The sequence below is a fragment of the Acidianus sp. HS-5 genome (assembly GCF_021655615.1).
Taxonomy (GTDB): Archaea; Thermoproteota; Thermoprotei_A; order Sulfolobales; family Sulfolobaceae; genus Acidianus.
Map to the genome: position 1 here is coordinate 1029036 of NZ_AP025245.1, position 24265 is coordinate 1053300.

The 24265-nt window shown below is 37.7% G+C and carries 28 protein-coding genes and 4 pseudogenes; 16 read left to right on the forward strand and 16 right to left on the reverse strand.

Annotation, left to right across the window (positions count from 1 at the left end):
- The first annotated feature begins 70 nt into the window (after nucleotides 1-70).
- On the forward strand, nucleotides 71-643 hold the full coding sequence (locus HS5_RS05575) for a hypothetical protein (RefSeq protein ID WP_236753182.1): 573 nt from the start codon (nucleotides 71-73) through the stop codon (nucleotides 641-643).
- Here the strand turns inward: HS5_RS05575 and HS5_RS05580 are convergent.
- The 3 genes from HS5_RS05580 to HS5_RS05590 are packed head-to-tail and all read right to left on the reverse strand — an operon-like array spanning nucleotide 627 to nucleotide 3810.
- A complete protein-coding gene (locus HS5_RS05580) occupies nucleotides 627-2246 on the reverse strand; it encodes a helicase C-terminal domain-containing protein (RefSeq protein ID WP_236753183.1) in 1620 nt (539 codons plus the stop codon). The genes HS5_RS05575 and HS5_RS05580 overlap by 17 nt on opposite strands.
- Nucleotides 2219-3565 carry a ParB N-terminal domain-containing protein gene (locus tag HS5_RS05585; protein WP_236753184.1) on the reverse strand — a complete coding sequence of 449 codons (1347 nt, stop codon included), beginning with the start codon at nucleotides 3563-3565 and terminating at the stop codon, nucleotides 2219-2221. Before HS5_RS05585 ends, HS5_RS05580 begins: the two co-directional genes overlap by 28 nt.
- A complete protein-coding gene (locus HS5_RS05590; protein WP_236753185.1) occupies nucleotides 3565-3810 on the reverse strand; it encodes a transcriptional regulator in 246 nt (81 codons plus the stop codon). The genes HS5_RS05585 and HS5_RS05590 overlap by 1 nt, the downstream gene beginning before the upstream one ends.
- 105 nt (nucleotides 3811-3915) lie before the next feature.
- Between HS5_RS05590 and HS5_RS14580 the strand changes: the two are divergent.
- Both HS5_RS14580 and HS5_RS05600 read left to right on the forward strand, forming a co-directional pair.
- Nucleotides 3916-4128: pseudogene (locus HS5_RS14580) on the forward strand (MarR family transcriptional regulator); the annotation flags it as partial.
- 305 nt (nucleotides 4129-4433) lie between these two features.
- Nucleotides 4434-5048 (forward strand): GNAT family N-acetyltransferase, encoded by a 615-nt coding sequence (locus HS5_RS05600; protein WP_236753187.1) that lies wholly within the window; start codon nucleotides 4434-4436, stop codon nucleotides 5046-5048.
- On the opposite strand, the gene HS5_RS05605 is transcribed toward HS5_RS05600, so the two are convergent.
- On the reverse strand, nucleotides 5016-5165 hold the full coding sequence (locus HS5_RS05605) for a hypothetical protein (RefSeq protein ID WP_236753188.1): 150 nt from the start codon (nucleotides 5163-5165) through the stop codon (nucleotides 5016-5018). The two genes, HS5_RS05600 and HS5_RS05605, sit on opposite strands and share 33 nt — an antisense overlap.
- Nucleotides 5166-5302: 137 nt before the next feature.
- Between HS5_RS05605 and HS5_RS05610 the strand changes: the two genes are divergently transcribed.
- Genes HS5_RS05610 through HS5_RS05630 form a run of 5 tightly spaced genes read left to right on the forward strand, consistent with a single transcriptional unit; the run spans nucleotide 5303 to nucleotide 6625 of the window.
- Nucleotides 5303-5626: a hypothetical protein gene (locus HS5_RS05610; RefSeq protein WP_236753189.1), complete on the forward strand. Its 324-nt coding sequence runs from the start codon at nucleotides 5303-5305 to the stop codon at nucleotides 5624-5626.
- A 2-nt stretch (nucleotides 5627-5628) separates the two neighbouring features.
- Nucleotides 5629-5799: a hypothetical protein gene (locus tag HS5_RS05615; RefSeq protein WP_236753190.1), complete on the forward strand. Its 171-nt coding sequence runs from the start codon at nucleotides 5629-5631 to the stop codon at nucleotides 5797-5799.
- Between the two features lies 1 nt (nucleotide 5800).
- Nucleotides 5801-6199 carry a ribbon-helix-helix protein, CopG family gene (locus HS5_RS05620; protein WP_236753191.1) on the forward strand — a complete coding sequence of 133 codons (399 nt, stop codon included), beginning with the start codon at nucleotides 5801-5803 and terminating at the stop codon, nucleotides 6197-6199.
- Nucleotides 6162-6368, forward strand: coding sequence for a hypothetical protein (locus tag HS5_RS05625; RefSeq protein ID WP_236753192.1), 207 nt, complete (start codon nucleotides 6162-6164; stop codon nucleotides 6366-6368). The genes HS5_RS05620 and HS5_RS05625 overlap by 38 nt, the downstream gene beginning before the upstream one ends.
- 5 nt (nucleotides 6369-6373) lie before the next feature.
- Nucleotides 6374-6625: a hypothetical protein gene (locus HS5_RS05630; protein WP_236753193.1), complete on the forward strand. Its 252-nt coding sequence runs from the start codon at nucleotides 6374-6376 to the stop codon at nucleotides 6623-6625.
- Nucleotides 6626-6666: 41 nt separating this feature from the next.
- On the opposite strand, the gene HS5_RS05635 is transcribed toward HS5_RS05630, so the two are convergent.
- The 3 genes from HS5_RS05635 to HS5_RS05645 form a co-directional block, all read right to left on the reverse strand.
- The gene (locus HS5_RS05635) at nucleotides 6667-7110 is read right to left on the reverse strand and encodes a hypothetical protein (protein ID WP_236753194.1); all 444 of its coding nucleotides are present in this window, start codon (nucleotides 7108-7110) and stop codon (nucleotides 6667-6669) included.
- A 52-nt stretch (nucleotides 7111-7162) separates the two neighbouring features.
- Nucleotides 7163-9406, reverse strand: a complete 2244-nt coding sequence (locus HS5_RS05640; RefSeq protein ID WP_236753195.1) for a hypothetical protein — start codon at nucleotides 9404-9406, stop codon at nucleotides 7163-7165.
- A 72-nt stretch (nucleotides 9407-9478) separates the two neighbouring features.
- Nucleotides 9479-9859 carry a hypothetical protein gene (locus HS5_RS05645; RefSeq protein ID WP_236753196.1) on the reverse strand — a complete coding sequence of 127 codons (381 nt, stop codon included), beginning with the start codon at nucleotides 9857-9859 and terminating at the stop codon, nucleotides 9479-9481.
- A gap of 74 nt (nucleotides 9860-9933) precedes the next feature.
- Between HS5_RS05645 and HS5_RS05650 the strand changes: the two genes are divergently transcribed.
- Entirely contained in the window at nucleotides 9934-10227 is a 294-nt protein-coding gene (locus tag HS5_RS05650) for a hypothetical protein (protein ID WP_236753197.1), read from the forward strand.
- A 74-nt stretch (nucleotides 10228-10301) separates the two neighbouring features.
- Entirely contained in the window at nucleotides 10302-10610 is a 309-nt protein-coding gene (locus tag HS5_RS05655; RefSeq protein WP_236753198.1) for a type II toxin-antitoxin system RelE/ParE family toxin, read from the forward strand.
- A 269-nt stretch (nucleotides 10611-10879) separates the two neighbouring features.
- On the opposite strand, the gene HS5_RS05660 is transcribed toward HS5_RS05655, so the two are convergent.
- The gene (locus tag HS5_RS05660; protein ID WP_236753199.1) at nucleotides 10880-11149 is read right to left on the reverse strand and encodes a hypothetical protein; all 270 of its coding nucleotides are present in this window, start codon (nucleotides 11147-11149) and stop codon (nucleotides 10880-10882) included.
- Between the two features lie 363 nt (nucleotides 11150-11512).
- Nucleotides 11513-15652 (reverse strand): hypothetical protein, encoded by a 4140-nt coding sequence (locus HS5_RS05665; protein ID WP_236753200.1) that lies wholly within the window; start codon nucleotides 15650-15652, stop codon nucleotides 11513-11515.
- Between the two features lie 581 nt (nucleotides 15653-16233).
- Here HS5_RS05665 and HS5_RS05670 point away from each other — a divergent pair.
- The 4 genes and pseudogenes from HS5_RS05670 (at nucleotide 16234) to HS5_RS05685 (ending at nucleotide 19403) form a co-directional block, all read left to right on the forward strand.
- The gene (locus HS5_RS05670; RefSeq protein ID WP_236753201.1) at nucleotides 16234-16485 is read left to right on the forward strand and encodes a plasmid regulator; all 252 of its coding nucleotides are present in this window, start codon (nucleotides 16234-16236) and stop codon (nucleotides 16483-16485) included.
- Entirely contained in the window at nucleotides 16482-17411 is a 930-nt protein-coding gene (locus tag HS5_RS05675; RefSeq protein ID WP_236753202.1) for a DUF4145 domain-containing protein, read from the forward strand. Before HS5_RS05670 ends, HS5_RS05675 begins: the two co-directional genes overlap by 4 nt.
- A gap of 124 nt (nucleotides 17412-17535) precedes the next feature.
- A complete protein-coding gene (locus tag HS5_RS05680) occupies nucleotides 17536-17853 on the forward strand; it encodes a hypothetical protein (protein WP_236753203.1) in 318 nt (105 codons plus the stop codon).
- Nucleotides 17854-19098: 1245 nt separating this feature from the next.
- A pseudogene (locus tag HS5_RS05685) lies at nucleotides 19099-19403 on the forward strand (type II toxin-antitoxin system RelE/ParE family toxin).
- Here HS5_RS05685 and HS5_RS05690 read toward each other — a convergent pair.
- The 3 genes from HS5_RS05690 to HS5_RS05700 form a co-directional block, all read right to left on the reverse strand.
- Nucleotides 19360-19512 carry a hypothetical protein gene (locus HS5_RS05690; RefSeq protein WP_236753204.1) on the reverse strand — a complete coding sequence of 51 codons (153 nt, stop codon included), beginning with the start codon at nucleotides 19510-19512 and terminating at the stop codon, nucleotides 19360-19362. The pseudogene HS5_RS05685 and the gene HS5_RS05690 overlap by 44 nt on opposite strands.
- A gap of 268 nt (nucleotides 19513-19780) precedes the next feature.
- Complete coding sequence (locus HS5_RS05695; protein ID WP_236753205.1) at nucleotides 19781-20728, reverse strand: conjugal transfer protein; 948 nt, start codon at nucleotides 20726-20728, stop codon at nucleotides 19781-19783.
- Nucleotides 20721-21182, reverse strand: coding sequence for a conjugal transfer protein (locus HS5_RS05700; protein WP_236753472.1), 462 nt, complete (start codon nucleotides 21180-21182; stop codon nucleotides 20721-20723). Before HS5_RS05700 ends, HS5_RS05695 begins: the two co-directional genes overlap by 8 nt.
- Nucleotides 21183-21441: 259 nt before the next feature.
- Between HS5_RS05700 and HS5_RS05705 the strand changes: the two are divergent.
- Nucleotides 21442-21698 (forward strand): annotated as a pseudogene (locus HS5_RS05705) (DNA-binding protein).
- 455 nt (nucleotides 21699-22153) lie between these two features.
- Nucleotides 22154-22351 carry a hypothetical protein gene (locus HS5_RS05710; protein WP_236753206.1) on the forward strand — a complete coding sequence of 66 codons (198 nt, stop codon included), beginning with the start codon at nucleotides 22154-22156 and terminating at the stop codon, nucleotides 22349-22351.
- A 6-nt stretch (nucleotides 22352-22357) separates the two neighbouring features.
- On the opposite strand, the pseudogene HS5_RS05715 reads toward HS5_RS05710, so the two are convergent.
- The 4 genes and pseudogenes from HS5_RS05715 to HS5_RS05730 all read right to left on the reverse strand — a co-directional run bounded on the left by HS5_RS05715 (nucleotide 22358) and on the right by HS5_RS05730 (nucleotide 24169).
- A pseudogene (locus tag HS5_RS05715) lies at nucleotides 22358-22827 on the reverse strand (type II toxin-antitoxin system death-on-curing family toxin).
- Between the two features lie 252 nt (nucleotides 22828-23079).
- Nucleotides 23080-23307, reverse strand: coding sequence for a hypothetical protein (locus HS5_RS05720; RefSeq protein WP_236753207.1), 228 nt, complete (start codon nucleotides 23305-23307; stop codon nucleotides 23080-23082).
- Nucleotides 23308-23378: 71 nt separating this feature from the next.
- Nucleotides 23379-23702: a hypothetical protein gene (locus tag HS5_RS05725; RefSeq protein WP_236753208.1), complete on the reverse strand. Its 324-nt coding sequence runs from the start codon at nucleotides 23700-23702 to the stop codon at nucleotides 23379-23381.
- Entirely contained in the window at nucleotides 23699-24169 is a 471-nt protein-coding gene (locus HS5_RS05730; protein ID WP_236753209.1) for a hypothetical protein, read from the reverse strand. The genes HS5_RS05725 and HS5_RS05730 overlap by 4 nt, the downstream gene beginning before the upstream one ends.
- Between the last annotated feature and the right edge of the window lie 96 nt (nucleotides 24170-24265).

The following is a 24265-nucleotide window of genomic DNA, read 5'->3' on the forward strand; positions in this document are numbered from 1 at the left end:
GAATTTCTTCTCAGTTAACTGGGGAGTTTTGTAAGTTAAACTAATTTTACAGTATTGATAATATCCATATATGCTAGGGCTAATTATAACGTTCCTTATAACGTTCGTCTTACTTTTTGCAGTACTGGAACTGCAGAACTTTTTGACCATAAAGAAATCCGTTTTCCTTAAGGAAGAAGACGGAGTAAAGTATTGGTTTATCAAATCTAAATACGTTAATGCCAGGGCAAGGAAGAGCGTATTTTTCGGCAAAAATATCTTTGTTTATAAAGAATACGATGAAAGGATTATTGCTCACGAAAAAGTCCACTTAGAGCAAATTAATTTCCCTTACCTCATTATTTTAATTTCCTCATTGGGTATCTCAATATCGTTCACAACCATGAACCCTATACCAGTAGTATTATCCGTACTCTATACTATTGCACTCTCTCAACATTATGAGAGAGACGCAGACCTAAGAGCATATAAAGGGAAGTCGATGTTTCCCTTCTCTTCTAATAGGCCTAATAGGTTAAGGAGGATAATAGGCTGGCTGGACACTCATCCTCCAACGTGGATAAGGGATAGTGATGAATATTATAATAAGGAAAATGATTTGTTTTACCTTTTTATAAGGGATATAATTATCCAAAAAGCTTAATCTCTTTTTCAGAAACACCCAAGTCTGAAAAGTACTCCTTATAACGACTGTCACAAAGGTAAATCTTAACATAATCGTTCGGGTCACGAAAAGCCCTACCGATAGTCTGCTTAATCACTATTGCAGTTAGTTGATGGGCAATTTCCTCCTCACTCCTCTTAGTCTGTTCCGCTATCCTCTTTATCCTATTAACTACTATGGAATCCGTGATATCTGGGTAAGGCAATCCAGCTAAAACTACACTGTCAAATAGGTTCTTATTCCCTATTCTGAACTCGACGCCTTCACTTTCCTTAGCCCTCATCACTAAAAGGACCAGATATTTACCGCTACTCATTAACTCTAACATTTCCTCATGAGTAATCCCTTTTTTATCCTCCTCAAGAACCGGGATATTCCTAATATTTTCCTTAACGAGGTTCTTAAACTCGTAGTTAGGGAAGAATGTCAAAACGTTAGACTCACTTAACTTATAGATCCTTTCTAACACTTCAGCGTATTTAGGAGCTTCACTATTCCTTACTTTTGCTTTAGAAGTTATGTTCCTACAATAATACCACTCAGCTTTACCTACCTTAATATTAACATCGACCTTGTACCCGCTTATCCCCAAATCCGGCAAAGTCCCGCTCATTAATATAACATATTTAGCACTCCTCAAAGCCGAACTTATCTTATCCCACGATTTATTCGGAATTATGACAAGGCTCCCGTTACAGTTGTATACATCACCGCTTTCGCTGAAGAAGTTCACTATACTCCTTAAACTGCTCCTCTTAATAGGTCCTTTAATCAGATTAACGTAAGTCTTCATTGCACTGACTATCTGGCTTAACGCTTCCTTATCGGGCTGAGGAAACAGCGGTAACTGTTTACAGCCAGACCCCTCATCGAGTTTGTTAATAAAGTCGTAAAGTATTGTTAGGTACTCCTTAGCCTTATCCACACTTATCCTACTTTCCCTCCTTACAACTTTCAGCTCCTCCAGAGCATTCTTAACAGTCCTCTTCCCTATCCTCCTCTTAAACCACTCGTCGGAAAATAACAAGTTATGTGCTTCATCTACTACCACCGTTATTTCCTTATCCCCGATTTCCTTCAGTATTGATCTCCTCAATTTCGATAGGAAGAAGTAGAGGTAGGATGATGTTATTATATCCGCATTGCCTATCTTAGCCTTTAATGATTGGTAGGGACAATAATCACTTGCCTTTTTAGCCTCTGCTATAATCTGAGAAGGCGAAAGGTTACTCATGTCCTTGATCTTTCCGTTCAACTTACAGCTCTTGCAGTCTATCTCTTCGGGGTCCTCATTACCCTGGGCAAAAGGACATACCGAAGCTTTACCGAAAACGAAAGCTACGTTTAACCCTAACCTATCAGCCTCCCTCTTTACTGAAGTGAATTCGTTATGTGTCCTAGTTAGATAGATTATTGTACCCCCTACATTGAGGGAAGTTTTCAATGCGAAAAGCGTTTTCCCAGAGCCTGGCGGAGCCTGAAGTAGTAAAGTCCCCTCTTTTCTGAGTTGATCAACCGCAACGTTCAAATAGCTCCTCTGCCACTCCCTGAGCGTTATTGACATTTGCACATTAGCCTCCACATTACGGTGTAAATCCCACCTTCATCCGGGACTATTAGGTTTGCCTTAGATAATAATTCCGTAAGTTCTTTCCATCTTTCCGATCTTCCTTGTTCTAAATCCCTTAATGCGTCTTCATTAATTACGTAAATTCTGTCTTCTATTTTCGCTATTACGGATCTGTCCAGGATCTCGAAGAAGCCCTTCTCGTTAAACTGGCTAACAATTTCCTTAGGGATTCTAAGAGAACTGCCTAACCTATCAAGCTCCTGCAAATATTCGTTCTGATTTCCAGAAATATTTGCGGTAAACTGGGGGGTTAACCGCTGTTTAGCCTCTTCCTCCTCACTTGCTTTTTTCCAATCCTCTACGAAAGGATATTCTTCGTCATTACTTTCATCTAACTCTCTCTGTCCTTCTTCAGTCTCATTGAACTCTTCCTCATCAGTTTCGGCATACTCATCTTTTGCCCTGGGCTTTCTCTTAGACTTAGCTAACTTCTCATCCACCTTTAGTTTGTTAATTGCTTGAGAAACAGCCATCTTATGGTCTAAAATTTGCTGTAGTAGATCGTCTCTCTCTAAGATGATCTTTCTTCCTTCTTTTGTAGTAAGGAGCTGATTCCTTTCTGTTGAAGGAAGATTAGCAATCTTTTGAAGCTTATCCTTAGCTTTAGTATATAATTCATATGCAGTTCTAAGTGAAATTTTCCCATCATCAACTAGTTGCCTTAAGTACGGTATTGTGCTTATGATAGAGTACTTCTGAATATCAGAATCCGTGACTACTTTAGACTCTCCTTCATCCTTAATTTGCTTCATTGCTGTTTCCAATTCTCTAGGCTTAATGTTAATTTCACTATTCTGCTCTAAATTGTCGCCACTTGGCGACAATTTTTGGCTTTGCACTGAATTTTTTTCAGTACCTTTATTTTGTTCTAGGTTTATGTTGGATTCTTTTTTCTTTTGTTCTCTTAATATCCTCTCAGCAATCTCTCTAAGAAGTTTTAAAACTTCATTTTTCTCTAGATGTCTTCTCTGTAAGTTCAGCATTGAAATAAGTTTATATGCTGTAACTCTGTCCTCTGAACTCTTGAAATTCCATTTTCTTACTTTAACTTCCTTAAAGTTCAGATTCTTCATTATTGATATCCTGGTATATCCATCGAGAATAACATAGTCTGAATCTACATCTATCGGCAATGTTTGGCCGTTCTTTGCAATACTGGAGGCTAGCTGTTCCTTCATGTTATTAGGGGGCACTAGTGACCTGAATTCCTCATCTTCTTTCAATCTCTCAATAGGAACTATTTCTTCAGTATAGGATAATGTAGAACTCATTATGCCGTCACCAGCTCCTTCAACTGCTTCAAATATTCCCTTCCCTTTTCAGTAAGTTTCCAGAACTCTTCTTCGTTTCTTACTTCTTTAGTTATCAATCCGTCTATTTGTAATTTGTAAATTGCCCTGTATAGTCTACTGTTTGTCAGATTCAGTTTTTCTCTTAATTCCCTTTTTGTGCTTTCCTTCTTCTCTAACTCCTTTAGTGTTTGAATATAGTAGATCGGATATATGTTCTGAGGCATAGTTCTCTATATTCCGCTATGCGTAAACCTATTTAAAAATCTTTTGCTTTACGGAATGCGTAATAAGATAAGTAACCTTATTCATAGAATATTTAATTATTACATATGACGGATAAGGAAAAGCGTAATGTCTTAACGGAAATTCAACAAAGAGTAATTCTGGTAATGGAGGATGAGTATATGTCTGTTTCGAAAGTAATAGATGCAAGTGGTGCTAATTCTACAGCAGTCCTAAGGGCAGTAGATGAATTAATAAAAATGGGAATTCTTGAAGAGAAAAGAGAAGAAACCTTTCCTAGAAGAAGGCTTGTACGATTAACAGATAAAGGTAAAATTATAAGGGAAAGGTTGAGGGAAATAGACAAGTTAATTAATATGCCAGAAAATATCAACATCGTAAGGAAGTATCTGGCAATAGACGAGAATAGGAATATCGTAGCTGAGGGTAATTCGTGGGAGGAAGTTGAGGAGATTATGAAAAAGAAGGGGTATAAAAGGGGTCAATATGATATTTTAACAGTAGTAGAACAGGAGAAGAGTTAATATGAATTAATGAGAGAAAGATAGATGAAAAAGATGAGAGCTTTTATTTGTCAAACTAGCTATCGTATACTGATATAGGGTTGCCTACAAATATTCAGCCTTACGATACTATTTCAACTCCTTTAGGTGATTGTTATATTTACACAATTCATTCATCTTTCCTAAATAAGCTCAGTACATTTGATTGTGGAGAGGCAGAGCAAAACGACTTTATAAAGAGACTTGCTACAGGGCATTATTTAACAGGAATAAACCACACTTTTCTACTAATTTGCGGTAATGATTTAGCAGGTTTCGTTACGTTTTCTAGTTATTCTTTTGACTTTAAGAATAATGCAGACGAGATAAGGAATACAATAAAGGAGGAGTTTAATAAGAAAAGTTTAACTCATAGTTTTGAGGTAAATTTCTCAAAGCTTCCCGTGATTCTTTTAGGGCAATTAGGGATAGATAAAAAATATCAAGGTAAAGGAATAGGGAGAGCTTTCGTTAAGAACTTCATAATTCCCTATTCATTAAGTTACTGTATTAGTAATAGTTGCATAGGAATTTTAGTTTACACAAAAACTTCTAAGAAATTTTACGAAAAACTAGATTTTCAGTTAATTTACAATAGCAAAGATGGAGGTGCGAATTACTTTTACTCATTATATAAAAACGTGTTAGAGGTCAGGTATAGGACTTTTTTTGCTTAATAATAACGCTTTTCTGATCAATTCTTCATCAACCTTCTCCTTCTTTATAGCCTCAATTATTCTCTCAGTCTCCTCCTTAGTCTCTATTATCATTTCACCTTCTTCGAATTTAGCCATTTATCTCACTAGTTTATATTCTTCAAAGTTTCCTTTAAATACTTTCTCTTCAGTATACCATATCTACTTTATTCCGCTTTCCGTAAAGCGAAAGATTTTTAAATTAGTTTTTCGTATTCCGTATTGCGGAATACAAAATGATTTCCACACAAATCCCAAAAAATCCGATCAAAAGGTTAAACGTTTTTTACACTCTAGGTGAGGGAATAATCGTAAGTGCAGATATTCAGTCCAGGTCTAGAAGAGACGTAATCCACTACACTAGGATTGTTTTAGATCCTCTAACTCTGAGGACTGTTAAAGCTTCTTGCGATTGTGAGGGATATACATTTAGAGGACACTGCTGGCACATTGAAACTCTAAAGCAGTTGATCAACGCTGATGAGAAGATTAAGGAGGAAGTAGAGAAGGCAAGAAACGAACTAATGCAGACAGAAGAAGATATTGCAAGTTGGGGATGACAATGCAGGCACAGAAGCAAGTTAATGGTAATGAACTACTGGAAATCATTAAGGCTATTTATCACATTAACGAGGCGATGAGTATAGTAATGAGCTACGACGACGAGGCATACGAATACCTAACGAAAGCCAAGGAATCCCTAATATACTACTTAATATCCCAGGTGAGGTAATATGGCTATATCATTCAAGAGTATTAGAAAACTTTCAGCTACGGAATTTGAACTAGATATAAACTACGTCTTTACGACTACTTTCAAAGTTCCTTCAGAATTGATGAAGAAGTATGAGGAAATATGTAAGAAAGAACATTACATTAAAAGCGACCTGCTTAGGGCTTGGATAACATCGTTCTTAGCTTTATCTCCTGCAGAACAGGATATAATCGTAAAAACCTACACCAAAATGGAATTGAAAGATAGGAGGATATTCGGTATTAGATTAGTAGATGAGGTAATGAATGAGCTGGATGAAATTGCAAAAAGGAATAATGTCAGTAGGTCAGACGTAATACGTTCTATCATGGTGTTTAAAATTGAAAGATATGAAAGAACTGGAGAATTTGATTTATAAAATTGATAGATTCATAACAGAGAGCAGGATAGAGAGGTATAAGGAAGCTTTGCAGTTCCTCAGAATTTTGGATAACGATTCGGATAGAGAAGTAAAAGCTGAAGTAATTAAACTTGAGTCCCTCTTATTGAAAAAGATAGAAGAGTTAGAAGAACTTCTAAAGGAGTGAGTAAAATGAAGGGTGATTTATTCTCATGGCTTCTTGAGAAACTAAGAATAGAAGAAGAGGAAAGGAAGAGAAGGAGAAAGGAATATATTGAAAGGCTGAGAACACTTTCTGATTTGTATAAAAAATCTAAGGACGGAAAAATAAGAGAGGAAGCTTTAGGATTAATTGAAAAGATAGCTGATGATAAGATCATGAATTTCGATGATTTTACCAAGGAGGTACTTAAATTAATTAAGGAAATATGCTCTTCTTCTTAGAATTTTTCCTCAGTAAACTGGGGAGTTAATACAAAAAAATCTCACTTAACTAAAACTAATACTCCGTAATGGATCAGATACGCTAATGCGAGGTAGAGCGTAAGAGTGTATGCTCCGAATTCGTCATCGTCTTTAAACTCACCTGTATCCTCTACAACTCTTTGGAGGACAAATGATATTGCCTCTTCCACAGTAGCCCCAGGGTGCACTTTCCTTATATAACCCATCATCTCATCTACATCCGCATCATGTTTTATTCTAATTAATTGCCCTGTGGTATTTATCTGAACTACCTCATCATCATTCGGATCAACGGTGTAGTTGGCAAATAACCTCCATTTCTTTCTATTTGCTACCAAAGGACTCTCAATTACTGGGTCATACGGTTTGAATAACAAAGTTCCGTCTGACGCATATATCTCTTTCGGAAGTTTATGTTGCTCTACCAAATCTAATACATCTGGAAATTCTATTATCTGTTCCATAATTTACTCTAATGCAAAATAATATATAAGGATTAAGAAGAGAAAAAAGGATTTATCTTGTCTGCTTTATTTTTCTCCCTGCTTTCCTCAACTTTACTTCTCTTATTTTGTTCTCTATTGATTCGAAAGGTCTTATGTTAATACCCTGCTGGTTTAACCAACTATCAAACCTTTGCCCGAATTTCTGTGCAAAAGCTATTCCTCCAGCCTTATAGTTCTCTGTAATTCCGTGAACCAATGCGTGAGCCTTTGTCTCCTTAATCTCAACATCCTTCTTCCTCAAGTTAGTAGCGGTCTCGGGGAACACTAATGCTCCTTGTTTATTCCTCTCTGTTGAGAATGAGGATATCGCAGTAACGTTATTCATGTCCGAACCAGTTATCCTTATATTATGGTCTGTCGGCTTCAATTGCATCGGTCCATAATCGGTGTATTCTTTTGCCGAAACTATACTGTAGCCCTTAGGAACATTCATAGGGTTCTCTGCACTAGTGCTCACACTAGCTATTTCCCTGTTCCTTATCCTACCTACAATGCCTGTTGCTGGAGCACGTGGGGATGTTACAGATACGGCTTCGGGAGTTCCAGGTTGGTTAATAATAGATCTACTCCTCAGAGCTCCGCTACCTGGACTCCTTAATTTGGTATACCCTGCCGTAGCCACTGCGGCACCAGCTACTGCACCTCCCGCAGCTGCAGGGGTAGGTTGTTGAGTTTGGCTACCTTGGGTTTGAGCACCTTGTGCTCCCATTTTTCTTCCTCTTCCGAATGGTAAGAAGCCGCCCTGAGTCATGATACTGCTGACTCCAGTAAATGAAAGTATCATAGGCAGGAAGCCGAATAGGACCGGACTGGCTAGGCCTATACCGAATTCCGCTATCGGGGATGACGTCGCTAACTTTCCTAACAAAGCGAAGAGCGCTGCAGCTACTATTCCGGAAATCCCTAAAGCCAGTATCATTTCGAAGAATATCCTCACCGCTCCGCGGAATGGAGGGAATAACCACATTACAGCCAGGATAGGCGTTGCTACCAGTATTGCAGCTATTGCTAAGAATCTAATAATGAACAGTGCAAACGCTAAGAAAATCGCGAAAGCCAAATCGCTGCCCAGATCCGCAAGCTCTGGTACAAAATACCCAAGCCCCATTCCAGAAGCTATTACTCCTATAGCGTCACCTATCAATATTCCAGGGTTACCGTAGTTTATCAAATTCCCTCCTACTTCGTTTACTATGTACGCAAAGACATCGTACAAGTAAGGAGCTGCAACAATGACGAAAGCAACCGTGATTACGTCTTTACTTACTCCTATTATTATCCTGCTTATCCCCTCCTCAACTCCATTCCACAGTCTGTACAATATATTTCCTATTAGGAAGATACCTAGGACCCCGAAAGCTATACCTTCAGTGTATTGGTACATTTGGTAAATTGTCTGACCTATGCCGAAGCAATTGCCGTTTGAAGTGGGGTAAGTAGGCATCATGACTGCGTAGGCGAAGGGAAGGTTGAATATCTTCAGGACTCCAGATGCCAGTCCGCTGAAGAATTGCTCAATAGCATACATTCCAGCTGCCACGAAGTTCCAGCCGAAGTTAGGTGTTGACGTGATGTCGACCGCAGTACTCCCTTGAATGTTCGTGTTAGGTATGTACGCCACAATTTCGTACTGTCCCGGCGAACCTATACTTTCCTTTATACAAAACTGACCGTTTGTACCTACAGTGCCACCCGCCATACCGAATTGTTGCCCAGTCTGTTCATTCACCGCGTACACATATACCGATTCCGATTGGCTTGGGGCTGGTATAACATACCCTTGTAAGGTGAACGTTAAAGGAGCGTTACCAGACGTAGGGTTAGCCGAAAGTATGATAGTGCCGAATGATGATGAAGACGTTGATGCCGTACAGAATAATGCAGGGGCAAAGTTTACTGCCCAGATGATCAGTACAGCTGCTACGAAATAAGTACCCGCTTCTTTCAGGTCGCCTTTCACTAAATAAATAGCTGTAGCGATCACAGATACCGCGGCTCCAGCATAAGCTAAGTAAGAAATGTATTGATACCCTGGAATGTTATATTGTACAGGATATCCTAACGCATTTTCCAATACAGTGAACCCGAATGCTAAAACGAAAGCAGCTACCATTATATAAGTGAACTTCTTTGAGCCTTCTCTTAGCCTTCCCGTTGCAAACAGAATAGCCGATACTATTACTCCTAATATTACTACTAACCACGCTGCATAGTCCATATAATCGATTATCGTATTTATTACTGTGATATCCATACTTCCTCAATAATATAAGTTGGAAGTTTATTATCCAGAAAGAAGGAGGAAGAGAAAAAATAGTTTTGACTTTTAGAATACCCCGCTAACGATACCCCACCCGAAAGTCAACAGGAATGCGGCTATTATAACTCCTACTAGAATTCTCTTGAACGTATCGCCCATGTGGTTTCCTCTAGCAGCTTCTATTGCAGCCACTATGATCATGCCGAAAACTACCAGCCATGCACCGTACATTGCATAGCTTAATATAGTTGTAAAGCTGCTTGCACCGGCAAACGCTTTAGGCGTTACTGTTATGTTAGGCGCTCCCGAGGACGCATATGTTATTATGTGCGGCGCATTTATTATCAGTTCTATTGTGCTAAAGTGCATTGGTATGGGCATAGCTATTGAAAATAGTGCAACTAATAGTAGTATTGTTGTTTTTGAAAGCTGTTTCGCCTTCATCATTAAATTAAGCTGGAAGCTTATTAACCCCGAATTTCCCGTTAATAAACTTCCAGATTAGTATTTTGAGGAAAAATATGGAGCCCTTCTATTTCAAATCGTATAATAAAGTAATAGGAGTCGCGCATGATGTAAAAGAACTAGAAAAAGAGGTAGAAAGACTATCTAAAGAGGATCCTGCCGCACTTCAATACCACCTTAAGGAAGGTCATATAGTCTCGTGGCTGAATTACTTGGGTGAAAACGGTCTTGCAGAGATGCTGAAAGGAGTAACTGAACCCGAAGAGGCTTTAGCAAGGATAAAGGAGTATGAACTACTAAAGACACAGAGCATACCTAAAAAGGTAAGAAGATCTAGAAGAAAGAAATAGCAGAACTATTATTTCTGATGAGATAATATACGAAAAGAGAAAGATTTTTAAATATACATTCTATTTCTTTTATTGTGTTTTGCAAGAAGTGGATTTTCAGATTTTTAGTTAAGGGCGAGATGGATAGAAAAGAGTTCATAGAATGGTTAAAAAGAAATTTCCCTCAATCGAAACTTCTAAGGCTTATTCTTGAAAAATTGGAGTTAATAAATGAAGATCCATTTAAGTACGCTAGGGAGAAGCTTGGAATAGATAAATACGGGAACCCAATGTTCTCCATTGAGGTTACTGGAGATATAAGAATACTTTACAGTGTGGATTCAAAAAATTGTGTAGTTTTTATTTGGGAGATCGGATCTCATAAGAAGGTTTATGGGCGTTAGCCTTCTCTTCCTCTTCAATTTCTTTAATAGCCTCCTTAAACACTTCCCTTACTTCACTAAAGTCGCTGAATTCAACAAAAGTGTCTTCTCCTTTCTTCACAGTCTTCATATGTATAAACTTCTTACAGAGGTTATTAAAGCAATGTACTGATTGATTTTTCCTTATTGAATTTTGAAAAATTGGACTAACAGAGTAGATATGCGCTAGTCATCAAATTTTGTTGTGAGAAAAATTGTGTTAACTTCCCAGTTAACAGAGAAAAATTGTACTATTGTTTGTTTTTTAAATGCATCGCAATATCTGTCAGAGCATCTTTATTCAATTCTTCCTTTATTGCATACTCTTCCGCTATTTCGCTTATCTCTTTATCCAGGTTAGGATTATTCCTATACCTATCGATAATTTTCTTTATCTTTATACCGAATTTGTAATAGTCTGAGGCAGGCTTAATACCATATCTCATAAGAATTAGATCAATAGCTCCCTTCTCTTCTCCAGAAAGTTCATCCGAACAATCTTTTCTTGTACGCTTTTTCATCACCATAGCATTCTAATCTTACAAATATAAACATTCTATGAAATGTAATTACGAGGTCAATAATTTCAACTGATAATCATGCTTAATCCCATTAGTGTTATACTTAGTCAAGCACTGAAGGTCAAGGATAAACATGAGATAATGAATAGCACACCTAATTTTATTGAACAGTAAGAATCATATGCTCAGACAATGCTGATACATATACTGCACTACCTTGACCCTTAATGCCTAACCAAGTACGGAAGAACCCGGCAAACTTACCTAATATTACCACACGTCTTTAACCGGACATAAGGCATCTCATAAGGGTTAAAAACCGGCAACACCTTAACGCCCTAAAGTAGTCCCAGAATTCAGTGCTTAAAGGAACAAGTACATTGCTAATCTAACTAACGCGTCCTTAAACTCCTCCTCATCACTCACCTTAGACACCTTAGTTAAGAGCTCAGCTTCTTCTCCAGGCCTATGTTCTGCCAAACACTCAGCCAACCCCTTAACCACTTCTAAGCCGGAGAAAAACATACTCAAGGACAGAAGGGAAATAGTCCCAGGTTTAGTATTGAGGGAAATAGTCCCGGGTTTAGTATTGAGGAATATATAAATCAGATCTGATGCATCAGACTCGTTAAGCCCCAAGTCTCTCACTAAACCTCTTTGTATTTCACTTATAGCCCTACTACACACAGGTTTTTCATCAATATCATCTAAAATTCTATCATCTCTTTTTGGCTCATCGTTAGATAGCACTTTATTATTAGCCATCGTCTTTGCATACTCCATAACCTTATCGCGGAACTTCCCTCCGGTGAGGTAGTAAAACAGAGAATAAAGCTCGAGCAAAACTTCACTACCCATACTTAATAAAGGATATCTTAGAGTGTAATCGTCATTAACTACTTCCAACGCCTTGTCCAGCCTGCCCAAATAGGCTGAGGCTATTAAGTACTCCCTTATAATTATTTGAATAGTACCTGTTCCGATTGACGGCGAATGAGTAAAGGCTTCCTCAGAGTCCTTAACAACCATTTCGAGAGCCTTACTCAAGTCTTCTCCCAGGATTGCATTAAGCGTATCGCGTTTTATTAATGCTAAAAAGTAATCATTCGGGAAGTATTTCTTTGCTTCTTCCTCCCCTCTATGCATTTTTATGATTGCGTCATAATAAGCGTCTATATACTTCTTCTCATTCCCGATATCATATAGCCCGCGGTAATATTGTGCCAAAGTATAAAACACGAATGCTTTTGTGTCTTCTTTTAACCCGTCTTTGTCCACTTCTATCCCCTTCTTATTAAACCAACCCGCCACCTCATCCCAGTTTACCTTATCTAGAGATTCCCCCACTTTTTCGAGCCTCTCCGCCAGTTTTCTTGCATCAGTATCGTCGTTGAAGAGATAAAAGGACATCAGGCCGTTAGCTAAACCCGCCTGATAAGGAAGAAGTATTTCATCTTCTAAACTCATGAGACTTTCTGCTTCACTTATAATAGATTTATCGATTTGTACTCCTAATTCCCCTAACGCTATTAAACCGCGAATCGCCCCAATTGTGTAAATTTTCTTTAGCGTGTCGTCTTTTATTTTATCTTTGAGCCTATAACCGGCCTCAAGTAGTACCCTCAGAAAATCGGGTTTCCATTCCACTAGAGGAATATTGGTCAATACAGCAGAAAGTTCATAAGCTGATATATCATTTAGAGAATTATTTTTCACTAAAAAGCGTAGAAACGCGTTACCAATGGCGTAAATACTATATTTATTTACTTCTTGAAGGGCGCTAATAGCGTCTATGATCTTCTCCTTACATTCGTCGGAAAGTTCTTCCGGGATGGAGAGTAGGTAAAGCGCTGCGCCGGCTGCGACATCGGGGATCCCCATCACTCCTTCTTGACCCACTTCAATCCGTTCAAGATATTCGCACCAACTACTGTTAACAGGTTTTACGTACTTATCACCGCTCTTATTAAATAAGCCGTTTATGAAGGGCGGTAATCCGTGAACGGCATACCTGATGCTATTTGGAACTTCACGGCTTTCGGTGAAGATGTACTCTTTTAATTCCCCGTTAGCCTCATCAAACAAGTCAATAGCTGACTCTTGGAGGGCAGTCCTATCGGCCAGCCTAAGTAATAATTCCAAATTAGGTCTGTCAATCTCCTGCCCTCCCTCTAGTAGTTTGTCCCTGAGGAACTCCCTAATGACCGCACTAAGTACGGTGTAAATGACGGTTTCATGCTTATCGGAAGCCTTATTACCTCCTGAAGCCCACCCTTCAAGCACAGCATAAAAGTCTTGACCCCGTAACCCCTCATCATAGCCGATAATATCCTTAATCACATCGAGGTCACGGTCATTAACCTCCGCATTTTTAAGTTCTGTGAAATAGTCCTTTATACTCTTGTTAACACTTTTTATTATCTCTTTTAATTTCCCGTTAGTTAAGACATATTTTAAAATATTAATATCTACAGGCTCTTTTCGATATTCTTTAAGGTTCCTTCCTAATATAAGATCTCCTAGGTATTCTTCAAGAGCCTCTTCCACCAAATCTTCCTTCCTTGTTGCGATCCACGGGGCTACCGCTTTTGCATACTCTGCATAACCACTGCCCGTCTTCTCATCATTCAACCAAAAGGGTAACTCCTCTGAGACCCTGATAGGAACTTCACCTAAAAAGACGTGAATAAGTAGGGGTATGGCGTACCAGTTCATAGTAGTTTGTTCAAGGACTGTATTAATATACTTCTTCAGGAACATTTTCGGCTCGTTTTTACTCTCCTCCAGGACTTTCTTAACGTCCCCGTAATTACAGTTATTTACCTTAAGCCAGAGGCCGGCGTACTTAGCTAACAAAGTATAACCGCCCTCCTTATAATTGTCCACTATAGCCTTAGCTACCTCACCGACATTACTGCAACCACTATAACTCTTTACTACCTCCCTAATGAAGTCCTCAGAATGCAACTCAACCGGAATCTTCTGCTGTTGCGGTAAACCGTCTATAAGGTCTTTTAAATAGGACTCTTGTCCCGAGCTTAATATATCGTCAGAGAGCACGATTATTGCGTAAGCGTTCTTATGATTTTCTAGTATCCTTCTCAAACTCTCGATAATGTCGACTACGTCCCTAACATTCACTCCTATCCTTGCAGGACTCTCACTGGTATAGGCTTCGTAAGGGTAATAGTCGTAAAAGAGGATGACTTCGCCATCACTGACTCTGAATGCCCAAGGGTTTATGTTAGGGCTAGATACCCTTACAGCCCAGGTGAACTCGTTCTTCTGGAGCAAGTCGGCTATGACGTAATGGACTAGGGTACTCTTCCCTATACCCTTAGAACCAACGATGAAAAACATCCTATATTCGGGATCCTTACCCTTAGAGTTAATAAGACTCTTCTCGATCTCCTTAGCTATGTCCTCAAACCTCACGGTGACAAGGTTATAGACATTCTTCCCTTCATAGATCTTCCCGTTATATACACCGAGGCCTATTAAATCTTCCCCGTTAACTTGCGGGAATACGATTGTACCCGAGCCAAGACTGGTTAAGCTTATGGCCTCCTTCAACTTCTCTATCTCCTTCTTAACGTCTTCATTGCTCAGCTTTTCCATTGTATTGTAAACTACTTCTGGGGTCAGCCTCATTATAAAGGCCAGGTTTGCCGCTGTTAAGCACTTTAACTCCTCATCAAGCTTAGTCCAGATGTCTAAAGTCTCAAAGAGGGATTTGTAGAGCTCCCTCTTATCACCCAGGCTGTCAAAAATTAGTGCTGTGATAAGCACTTCAACAAGCAGTGAGACAGGTTGGAGTAGACTACCGAACCTCCCGGCTATAAAGGATACGAAGTCCGGTGCCTTGTCCGTTAAAGCCCTAACTAGCCTTTGGCTTAAGTAGAGGAGCAGGACACCCTCCTCGACATTTATCCCGAACAGTTTGTTCAGCCTCTTATACAACCTTAACTGTTCCCTTAACTTCTTCTCATCCTTCATCAGCTTTAGTAACCCGGGGGGTATGTACTCCTTACCTAGCCATATAAACTTCACCTTCTCCTCGTCTAAAATCCTCACTAACTCCTTAGCCTCGGTGGGGGGTATGGAGTAGAATACTATCTGCTTACCCTCCTTCTTCAACTCCTTTAAGTGATTAACATATTCTTCAGGTACTTCTACTCCTCTCGCGTCACCAATGTCAACAATCCCTAAGCTCGCGAGGTCTTTAACTCCTCCGCCGAAGAACCTCTTGATACGATTACCTAGATCGTTAATATACTCCTTTAATTTGCCTGTCAAATTCCATTTGCTTGCATCGACCTCGAGAATCCCTATCGTCTCGTCTTTGTCGTCAGGGGCACTGAGGTAGTTCTCTATAAAGAAAGACTTCCCAGCTCTTGGAGGGCCTATGACCACGATCTTCTTGTCCCGCCCTACGCTTTGCCTTATGCTCTCACTTAGTCTCTTGTTATGCTCAGGGAAGAGGTCTTCGGTCTTAGTTTCCATTAAGACTCACCAAATTTTTGTTATTCCTTCCGACTATTCGCGATTTAGAAAAAGTGTAAGGGTCTGAAACTTTAAGAGTAACTGAAAGTGTAAACTCCATCCCTTATATTTAAGCAATTCATACAGATAAACTTTTTTACTCTAAAATTTTCGCAGGGAGATTGAATATTATGTTAGATTTGCCCTATCACTCATGCCCAATAAAAGACAGTTGCCTATACATAGGGGATGGGAAGAGAATGAGGTATTCTGAAATATTAGGTAAGGTTTGAGATTACTACGATAAATCATAATCGCTCTAATGTCCCCGTACCATTATCTTTACTTACCTATTATCCTAATCTAGTGTTGATTAAAAAGAGATGAGGAGTAAGCCACTCTATGCGGATTTGTTAACCCTGTTAGGATCCCAAATTTTTGCTCAAAAGATGATTGATCTTTCGCTCATGACGACAAACATAACACTTTGTTAATCCTGATATTCCCAGTTAGTAAACCTAATTTCTGTCCCCCTTCTAAGGAGGTAACACTTTGTTAATCCTAGTTAAGGTTTATTAAGGATCATTTCTCACTACAATTTTATGGAAGTTAAGATAGAGAAACATAAGTCAAAGTTTACCATTACTCAGCTTATACTTATGGTCATGGCTAAGGCTCCAGGGAGCTGCTGCAGTTTAGAATATTTACACGAGAAGACTAGAGTAGACAAGAAGGAACTGTTGGTTTATCTGACGAGGCTAGCTAAGAGGGGAATAATAGAAAGGAAATGGCATAAAAGTAGGGCTGGAAAGGAGAGGATGTATTGTTTAAAGTATAAGGAGGAGATAATATGAAAATATATTCTAACGTTAAAATAGGTCCGTTCAGAATTTATAATAATATAGTTACTGGCCCATTAATAATTGCGACGCAGCTTACTAGCGGAAGGGGAGGTTTCTATATTTCTTTAGCCTTTAGAAATTCAGGGAAGAATAACGTGGAAATTTGGTTTCCGATAGAGGGATATCTTGACATAGTAGGAGATAATGGACACGAATATATTTGTAGAACTTTAGAGACTATAGAGGCATTAGAGACTACAGAGGCATATACGTCTAATAATAACGTTATCATGACTTATGACTATTTTCTAGCACCTAATTCAACCAAGTATGCTAATTTTATTTGTATAGTTGAACCCTATATAGCCTTAAGACTATACAGTTACACTACTGATAGAATAAGTTCTGATGATGTAATACTTAAGTTAAGGCTTACCTTTAGTGCTTTATTTAACGCAGGAACACCATCACAAAAAACCATAAAAGTTACACCTATTCTCTTTTTTAAAGTAAATAAAAATCTACTAAAGACATGGATTAATGGATGGTACACATTTTACTTAGAATCTGAGAGATTACCAGATACAGTTCCTCCTGAAGTAATTGTAAATTACTTTGAAGCAATCAGAAGCTTTAATGCTGGTGCATATAGGGCTTCTGTAGTGATGGCAAGAAGGACTTTAGAACTGGCATTACTTAGAAAAGGGTTAATAACTGAAAAGGAAACTATAGGGGATTTTATACAGAAAGAAAAGAGAAAACAGTCTAATCAGAGAGTGCTTAGTGACAAAGTGTCGGATTTACTAAATGCTATTAGAGTGTTCGGCAATTACGGAGCTCACGCCTGGGACGACGCTTTAAACGATATAACCGAGCATGATGCAAGACTAGTAATAGAAATCCTAAAAGAGGTCTTAACTGAGCTATTCAGTAAGTAACAATATCTATATCGTTAACTGGGGAGTTAACAGAGAAATCTCGGTAGTAAAGTTTTTAATCTAATCTACTCATAACCGAATTATTTTTCCCATCCGATGATATACTTAATAAGTTGGAGATAAAATGAGTGATGAAGATAGTATAATACAAGGAATCCTTCTTATGCTTGTTGATTTTATAATTGGCTATTTGATGTCGATTATTAGACATATTTTTATGAATTATATGATAAATAATTTTCTATCAATAACAAATATTTTTTATAATTTCTCTTCTACGTTACAATTCATATATATAACATTTGATGCACTAATCCCTATACTCATCTCTGCTTTCGCCGTGATTGAAATTTATAGAGATATCGACTCTAAGCTTAAAATATTGCTATTTGTAGCTTACATTATCATATACATACTAGGCCAACTATTTGTATTTACATAATACTCATGTATCTGGGGAGTTAACGCATTGAAACGCTAACCGATTTCTGCTATCATTTTATTCTACTTTTCTTTCACGTGACAGTTCTAAGCTTACTTCAACGTGCAACACAAAACGTTTCTTTTTGACGTTTAACTGAAACGTTATCTAGCCTTTCGAGCCTGTGACCCGGGTTCAAATCCCGGCCGGAGCACCAATTTCTTCACATTTTGAAAGAGAGTTTCGTTCTCTATAGATATAAGGGATTTGCAACAGCGAAGGATATTTTTGCAACGCTGTCACCATTTAATGTGAGATTATGGTAAGGATTGAAGTAAATAAACTTGATAGTGAGCAAAAATACGAATATTGAAGAAAACTATAGAAAAACGGGCTTAGTTACGTTGCACAAAAGTTGGGCATAGATAGGAGTACCTTTATATAAGTGTGTTACAGGTAAAGAGGATCCCGGACGAAATAATAACTAACACTGTAGAGACGCTCAGTGTTAAAGAGCTAAGAGACGCACTCTATGACTGAAAACGATAAATGTAGACCCAATGGTCGCATTAAGTGTTATAGTGAAAGCGTTAAAAGGCGAGTGCTTTAGAAACTTCTCCATAACGTTACTGTACCAGTATATGGGGGACTACTTAAGGACGACTATAAACGCGTATGTTGTAAGCGAGGAAGATGTAAAGAAGTTCGAAACACTGCTTGAAGGTAAGTCTAAAAAGGACATACGTTTAAGGTGCTTGAAGAAGGGGGTTAGCTGAACTGGGCTATGAGCTGACTCCTGACGTGATTCGAGAGAAGCTCGCTGATAGCCCAAACATAGCCCGGCATACTGCCAATTCCGTGAAACTCTTCATAAAGACTGTAATAAGGGAGAAGAGCCCTCCCCTTGCCCACCCGCTCTACTCGTCCTTCACAGTACCTAAGGGCAAGAATAAGCACAGACTGGAGAACTTGACCTAGACCTTCAGAAGAAGGTCTTTGTGTAATAGGTCACATGGGAGCTAAGGTCTGCTCTTGGTAGAGACTGGGCTCCGGACCGGAGAGGTATATAGTATTACAGTGGACTAGTTCGACCTGGAACACAGAGTGGTTAAACTGATGAGGGAAAGCGAGACGAAGAGAGCTTAGCAATTTTTATTGGTTTTCTGTTAACAGCGTATTACTTAGACTTACCTATATTATTATTTATAATGTGATAATATACGAAATTAAAAAGATTTTTAAATACGCTTTTCTTCTTATCTTATTGTGGTTTGTAAGGATTGGGAATTGAAGTTCATGATGAGAAAGGTAAAGAGTTACAGAGAGTTTTTAGAGTATGCTACGGATACGTATAATGATAAGCTGATAATGCTTATTTTAGAGAAACTAGAATTATTACAGGAAAATCCTTTCAAATACTCCAGAGAGAAACTGGGAAAGGATAAGTATGGAAATCCCATGTTTTCAATAGAAGTTACGGGTGATATAAGGATACTTTACAGCGTGAACCCAAAAACTGTATTGTATTTATTTTGGAGGTTGGGTCTCATAAGAAGGCTTACGGGCCTTAGCTTTTTCCTTTGCCAGTCTAAGCAAGTCCTCCTTAAACTTCTTAAAATCTTCCTTACTCTCAATAACTAAGTAACCCTCCCCATTCTCGTCCTTATCTTCAATTCTCATAGGTATATATTTGTTGAGAATATTAAAAAGGATATGCTGATTATTTTCATTGAATTTTGAAAAACTGTTAACTAAACAGTAAAAACACATAAATGGGATCTAATGGGGAAAAAGATTCGTGAGAAAAATTGAATAAACTTCCCCGGTTTGCCTAGATGAAATTGAAGGAATATGTGGTCATAAGATGGTGCTACCGTTTTTAATCCAGAGAACTATTTCGGACTTGCATTAGAACATCTGCTAATCCTGAACGAATAGGCAATGTAGCTCAGCTCTCCTCGGTCAAGTGTTGTCTAGCATTATCCTCAACTTCACTCATAAATTCGTCCAACTCGTCGCTCTTCTTAAGCTCCTTGTTTATTTGTGCATATTTCATCATAAATTCAATAATTTCCTTCTGATGATCTCTCACTTCCTCTAAGTATTTTTCATCCCTACCTATTCTATAATCCGCAATTGCAGCAGCCTTAGCTAGATAGGCCGTATAAACCATAGCGTCAAACATCTCTTGAATCCCTAAGTCCAGCATCGTTAGTATCTGATCAACTAGGTAAGGCTTCTCCTTGTAAACGCCAAATACTTTCTCGGCGTCACTGGGCAAGTTTTTACAAATCTCGTCCTCAGACCCTGATTGTAAACACTTTTCAATGATATTGAGCAGTCGTTCATGAGCTTCCTTTAGCTGAATTACAGAAAGCATTCTCGTTCTTATCTCCCTCAATTGTATATAAGTCCTGTCGCTCTGTTCCAAATAATTTGCAACTTGCTCATATAACTGTGCAATTTCCTTTTCCCTTAATTGTCTTAAGAACTTTGCTGTAGCTCTCAAAAGGGATGGAATTTGGGACTTACCTACGGGGTCATGCCCTAGATTTTTCTTAATTTTTTCCTCGTTTAAAGACTGATTTACTAATATTCCTAAGGATTTTATAACCTTCTGCTCGTACCTGGAAGCTGCTTGGCTTCCTTTTCTGACTTTAGCTATTAAAAAAGCTGGATATACAATTAATCCACCATATGCGGAGAGATAGGCTTTGCTCAAAGTTTCGAAAGATCTTGCTAGGTTAAAAATCTTTTGATACTCTAAAGACCTTACGCCAGAAAAGGGCGGCTCCTTGCCGCTCTGTAACTTGTCGTATATGCTAAGTGCTACATCAAGAAACTCTAGAGAGTTGCTGATAAATTCTACGAAAACCGATTTCCTCTTTTTACTCATTAAGGACTCCCAAAATCTTATCCCTAATTAGGGAATACTTAGCGTATTCCGGATACTTTCTGTAAACGTAATTTAAAATCTCGCTCCTGCTCATCCTAACCCACTTTCTAAAGAACTCCTCTATGCTTTTATCGTCCTGACTAGTGTTAAAGTCTGAACTGAGGACGTAAACTCTCTTATACCCGACTACTTGACCGCTTAACACGTCTTTTACCTCTTGCTCCTCGACGCTCACGTCTCCCTTTTCGATTAGCTTATCAATATAGTCTTGAAGCAGACTTGAGTAGGGGCCGAAGAACCAAGGCGTAAATTCAAGGCCTAAATCAACTCCTTCCTCCTTTTCAAGTAAGAAGAATATCTTCTGTAGCTTCGTTGCAGTAACCTCAACTCCTTCCTCTTTAGCAACGTAAAGGAGAAGCTTAATCAGCTGATAAACTCTATCTGTTCCGGTCATAATATTTAACACTGATAATAAATTAGAGAAGGAGATAAAAAAATTATGAGTACACCCTCGGGTTGTTGTTAACCCTGTCTAGATCTCAAATTTTTTGCTTAAAAGATCTTGCTCTTACGATAATGGAAATAAGATATACAGATCTGTTAATCTTGGCGGGATAAGATTAGAGACTCAACTTTTGAGCTGTGCAATCGATATTAACAGATCTGTTAATACTACTTAACGTTTATTAACCTGAATTTAACGGTATTGAATTATGCAGAAACTCCAAAATACAGAGAAGATTTTACTAGTCTTATCACAAGTCTACGTAAAAATTGAAAGTTTGGAGGAAAAGATTGGGATCCCGAAGAAAGAACTCTTAGTTTATCTAACTAGGTTATACAAAAGAGGTCTAATTTACAGAAAATGACAAAAATATGGAGGAAAAGATTCAGAGAGTATTGCTTAAAATATAGAGTAGCTTTTATCGGAAAATCCCTGCAAGGTTATATAACCTTAAAAATAATTTAATAGCAATAGAAGAAGATTAAATAACTCGCTGTAAAGTCTAAGATATCCTTATTGGATAAGATTTATTTAATCACGCACCAAAATGAAAATATTTAAGCAATAGAAATTCCCGTAAACTGATACATGATCATGATGATATTGAGAAGTGATTAAAAGTTATGCAAAGCTCTACAGTCTTCAGAGTTAGGGAATCAAAGCAATTCTAGTATAATGCAATAGTCCCTTTCCTTGACTTACTTTCTATGTCCAGCTATTACGATCTCTTCAGTAAATTGTAAAACTCTTTTTACGAAACTTTTTGAGTGAATTTATGCAGAAATCATGCATGTTCTATATGATATCATGCATCACGAATATAGGAGTAATATCATTTCAAGAACGTACAGCACGCATACAATGAACGCACTATACACGTGTATCAAAAATATATTGGTTGAATATTAGAGTAATCTAAAATGGCAATAACAATAAGTGATGAGGATAGAAAGATTCTAAAAAGAATGCATGAAAGAGTTGACTATATATTTTCTTTATACAAGGAATATTTCGATGCACTAGCAGAATTTGATAGAACTGGTGTATTAAAAATACATGGAAAAGTCCTTTATGTAAGAGAATACCACGTAAATGAGAAAAATTATCTTGATACTTAATAATCCCTAATATAAATCGTTTTGAATAATTTTCTTTATAATGCTTCTCAATCTGTTTATTGCTTCCTCATCTTCTTCTGGAGGGTTGTCTGCAATTTCTACTAAGGGTTGCATCAATTGATCTACTAAATTTTGTGGGATTTCTATCTAATCTTCGAATAGTGCATAAATAATGTTTAGTAATAAACCCAACGCCGTTCTCTTATTACCATCAACAAAGGGATGAGAAACCACTAAATGGTATATTAATACGGCTAAACTTCTACTAATATCGTAATTTCTCATGAGATCTTCTATTGCAGAATATATTGCAATACCGAATTTATTATTCCTTGTTCAGGATACGTATCGTTAGATATCGCTTTTTCATGAATCTCAATTATAAGTGGTACCTCCTCGCTTTCTCCTCTAATCCAGGCTTCGAATTCCTTTAATAATGCGTTTAATATCCTTAGTAGCTTCTCTTCTAACAAAATACCCTATGTAACTACACCGCATGTGATTCCTACTGTTCCACAAAGTTAGGCATCCATGTACGCCCTAGTTTACCCTTGATCTTCAGGATCTGACTGAGTTCTAGTATTCTTTAGATAAATTGACGCACTTCAAATTGTAATGAGTATTAGAGGAAAAGCTAAGAAATCTTAGCCTATAGAAGAGGAGTTACAGTTATTTTCAATAAAAGCCAAGAAATTATAATGAAATTAATTTAAAGTTCTGGGAAGAATTTACATTACTCTCCTTTTCTCTTTTGCTTCATTAGATATAACCAATTCTGTGCATCTCTCTAGCATCTTTTTCATCTCACTCCCTAGAACTCCTCCATAAGTTACCACTACTCTATCTTTCATTAACTCTATTTTACCCTTTCCATAGGGCTCATGAAATTCAATCTCGACGGTCTCTAAAATACCATAACTGATTTTTACTTTGCCCTTAAGCATTATTCTATTCATTACTATAAACTCTGCTTCATCTCCCCGTACCTCGTATTTTATTACTTTACCAAGACAAGATATTAGAGCATTTACATCGACTGTAATGATATCATCGCCTCTTCTTTACATTCTATTTTATTAGTTATGTAAGGCCTTAATTTCTTCTGTAATTCTAATGCAACACAGTCCAAATACCTTATGTCTTCATCACTCTCGAGTTTACCTATTTGATAATAATAATCGAAGTTCCTAGCTTGTAGGGGAGGTTTAAATTTAGATAGTTCGTCTTTACAAGCTGTAACATAAATAACCTTATCAATAGTCCTTAATACTACAATTACGTCTCTCCAGTATATGTATGGAATTTTCAGTTCTTTCACCTTATGCCATTCTATCTTGATATCTACTATCATTCAGACAGCCTCTTTTCTAGCTTTTTGAGAGTTAAAACAGTGTAAAATGCTCCTATGCTAAGTATTATTACTGCGATAGAGACGACATCTATAAACGGTTTAATTGAAACAGCGTAAGGGGAACTGCTTGCCCTAAAATTATTTAGCACTAAGTATAGAATTGCGGAAATAATTGTTAACGCCATAACTCCTAAGGAGAAATTAAAGAGTCTGGCAATCATTATCTCTGTTGATATTACCATGACTACATCAAATATCGCCGCAAACACTAAAAACGAGGCTGTAATAAAGTTAAGTCCATCATAAGGTATTACCACATGGTGTAATTGTGTATATGATGTTGCCAAGGTAAATGAAATTCCTCCGAATATAAGAATAGATAGGAATACAACGAAAAAAGAATCCAGAGAATACAAAATTAGAGACAAGTTCCTCATGCGAGCAATTTTAGACTCAATATCAGTCATGGGAAAACACCATAAAATAAATTATCTCAAGTCTTTTATTTAAGCATATCTTTTAATGTTTTCGTTAGTTAGTTTAATTAAAAAAGACAAGATTAG

Coding starts and splice junctions, on each gene's coding strand:
- HS5_RS05575 (WP_236753182.1), top strand. CDS start 71: ATGCTAGGGCTAATTATAACGTTCCTTATAACGTTCGTCTTACTTTTT.
- HS5_RS05585 (WP_236753184.1), bottom strand. CDS start 3,565: ATGAGTTCTACATTATCCTATACTGAAGAAATAGTTCCTATTGAGAGA.
- HS5_RS05590 (WP_236753185.1), bottom strand. CDS start 3,810: ATGCCTCAGAACATATATCCGATCTACTATATTCAAACACTAAAGGAG.
- HS5_RS05605 (WP_236753188.1), bottom strand. CDS start 5,165: ATGGCTAAATTCGAAGAAGGTGAAATGATAATAGAGACTAAGGAGGAG.
- HS5_RS05610 (WP_236753189.1), top strand. CDS start 5,303: ATGATTTCCACACAAATCCCAAAAAATCCGATCAAAAGGTTAAACGTT.
- HS5_RS05615 (WP_236753190.1), top strand. CDS start 5,629: ATGCAGGCACAGAAGCAAGTTAATGGTAATGAACTACTGGAAATCATT.
- HS5_RS05620 (WP_236753191.1), top strand. CDS start 5,801: ATGGCTATATCATTCAAGAGTATTAGAAAACTTTCAGCTACGGAATTT.
- HS5_RS05630 (WP_236753193.1), top strand. CDS start 6,374: ATGAAGGGTGATTTATTCTCATGGCTTCTTGAGAAACTAAGAATAGAA.
- HS5_RS05635 (WP_236753194.1), bottom strand. CDS start 7,110: ATGGAACAGATAATAGAATTTCCAGATGTATTAGATTTGGTAGAGCAA.
- HS5_RS05640 (WP_236753195.1), bottom strand. CDS start 9,406: ATGGATATCACAGTAATAAATACGATAATCGATTATATGGACTATGCA.
- HS5_RS05645 (WP_236753196.1), bottom strand. CDS start 9,859: ATGATGAAGGCGAAACAGCTTTCAAAAACAACAATACTACTATTAGTT.
- HS5_RS05650 (WP_236753197.1), top strand. CDS start 9,934: ATGGAGCCCTTCTATTTCAAATCGTATAATAAAGTAATAGGAGTCGCG.
- HS5_RS05660 (WP_236753199.1), bottom strand. CDS start 11,149: ATGAAAAAGCGTACAAGAAAAGATTGTTCGGATGAACTTTCTGGAGAA.
- HS5_RS05665 (WP_236753200.1), bottom strand. CDS start 15,652: ATGGAAACTAAGACCGAAGACCTCTTCCCTGAGCATAACAAGAGACTA.
- HS5_RS05670 (WP_236753201.1), top strand. CDS start 16,234: ATGGAAGTTAAGATAGAGAAACATAAGTCAAAGTTTACCATTACTCAG.
- HS5_RS05675 (WP_236753202.1), top strand. CDS start 16,482: ATGAAAATATATTCTAACGTTAAAATAGGTCCGTTCAGAATTTATAAT.
- HS5_RS05680 (WP_236753203.1), top strand. CDS start 17,536: ATGAGTGATGAAGATAGTATAATACAAGGAATCCTTCTTATGCTTGTT.
- HS5_RS05690 (WP_236753204.1), bottom strand. CDS start 19,512: ATGAGAATTGAAGATAAGGACGAGAATGGGGAGGGTTACTTAGTTATT.
- HS5_RS05695 (WP_236753205.1), bottom strand. CDS start 20,728: ATGAGTAAAAAGAGGAAATCGGTTTTCGTAGAATTTATCAGCAACTCT.
- HS5_RS05700 (WP_236753472.1), bottom strand. CDS start 21,182: ATGACCGGAACAGATAGAGTTTATCAGCTGATTAAGCTTCTCCTTTAC.
- HS5_RS05710 (WP_236753206.1), top strand. CDS start 22,154: ATGGCAATAACAATAAGTGATGAGGATAGAAAGATTCTAAAAAGAATG.
- HS5_RS05720 (WP_236753207.1), bottom strand. CDS start 23,307: ATGAATAGAATAATGCTTAAGGGCAAAGTAAAAATCAGTTATGGTATT.
- HS5_RS05725 (WP_236753208.1), bottom strand. CDS start 23,702: ATGATAGTAGATATCAAGATAGAATGGCATAAGGTGAAAGAACTGAAA.
- HS5_RS05730 (WP_236753209.1), bottom strand. CDS start 24,169: ATGACTGATATTGAGTCTAAAATTGCTCGCATGAGGAACTTGTCTCTA.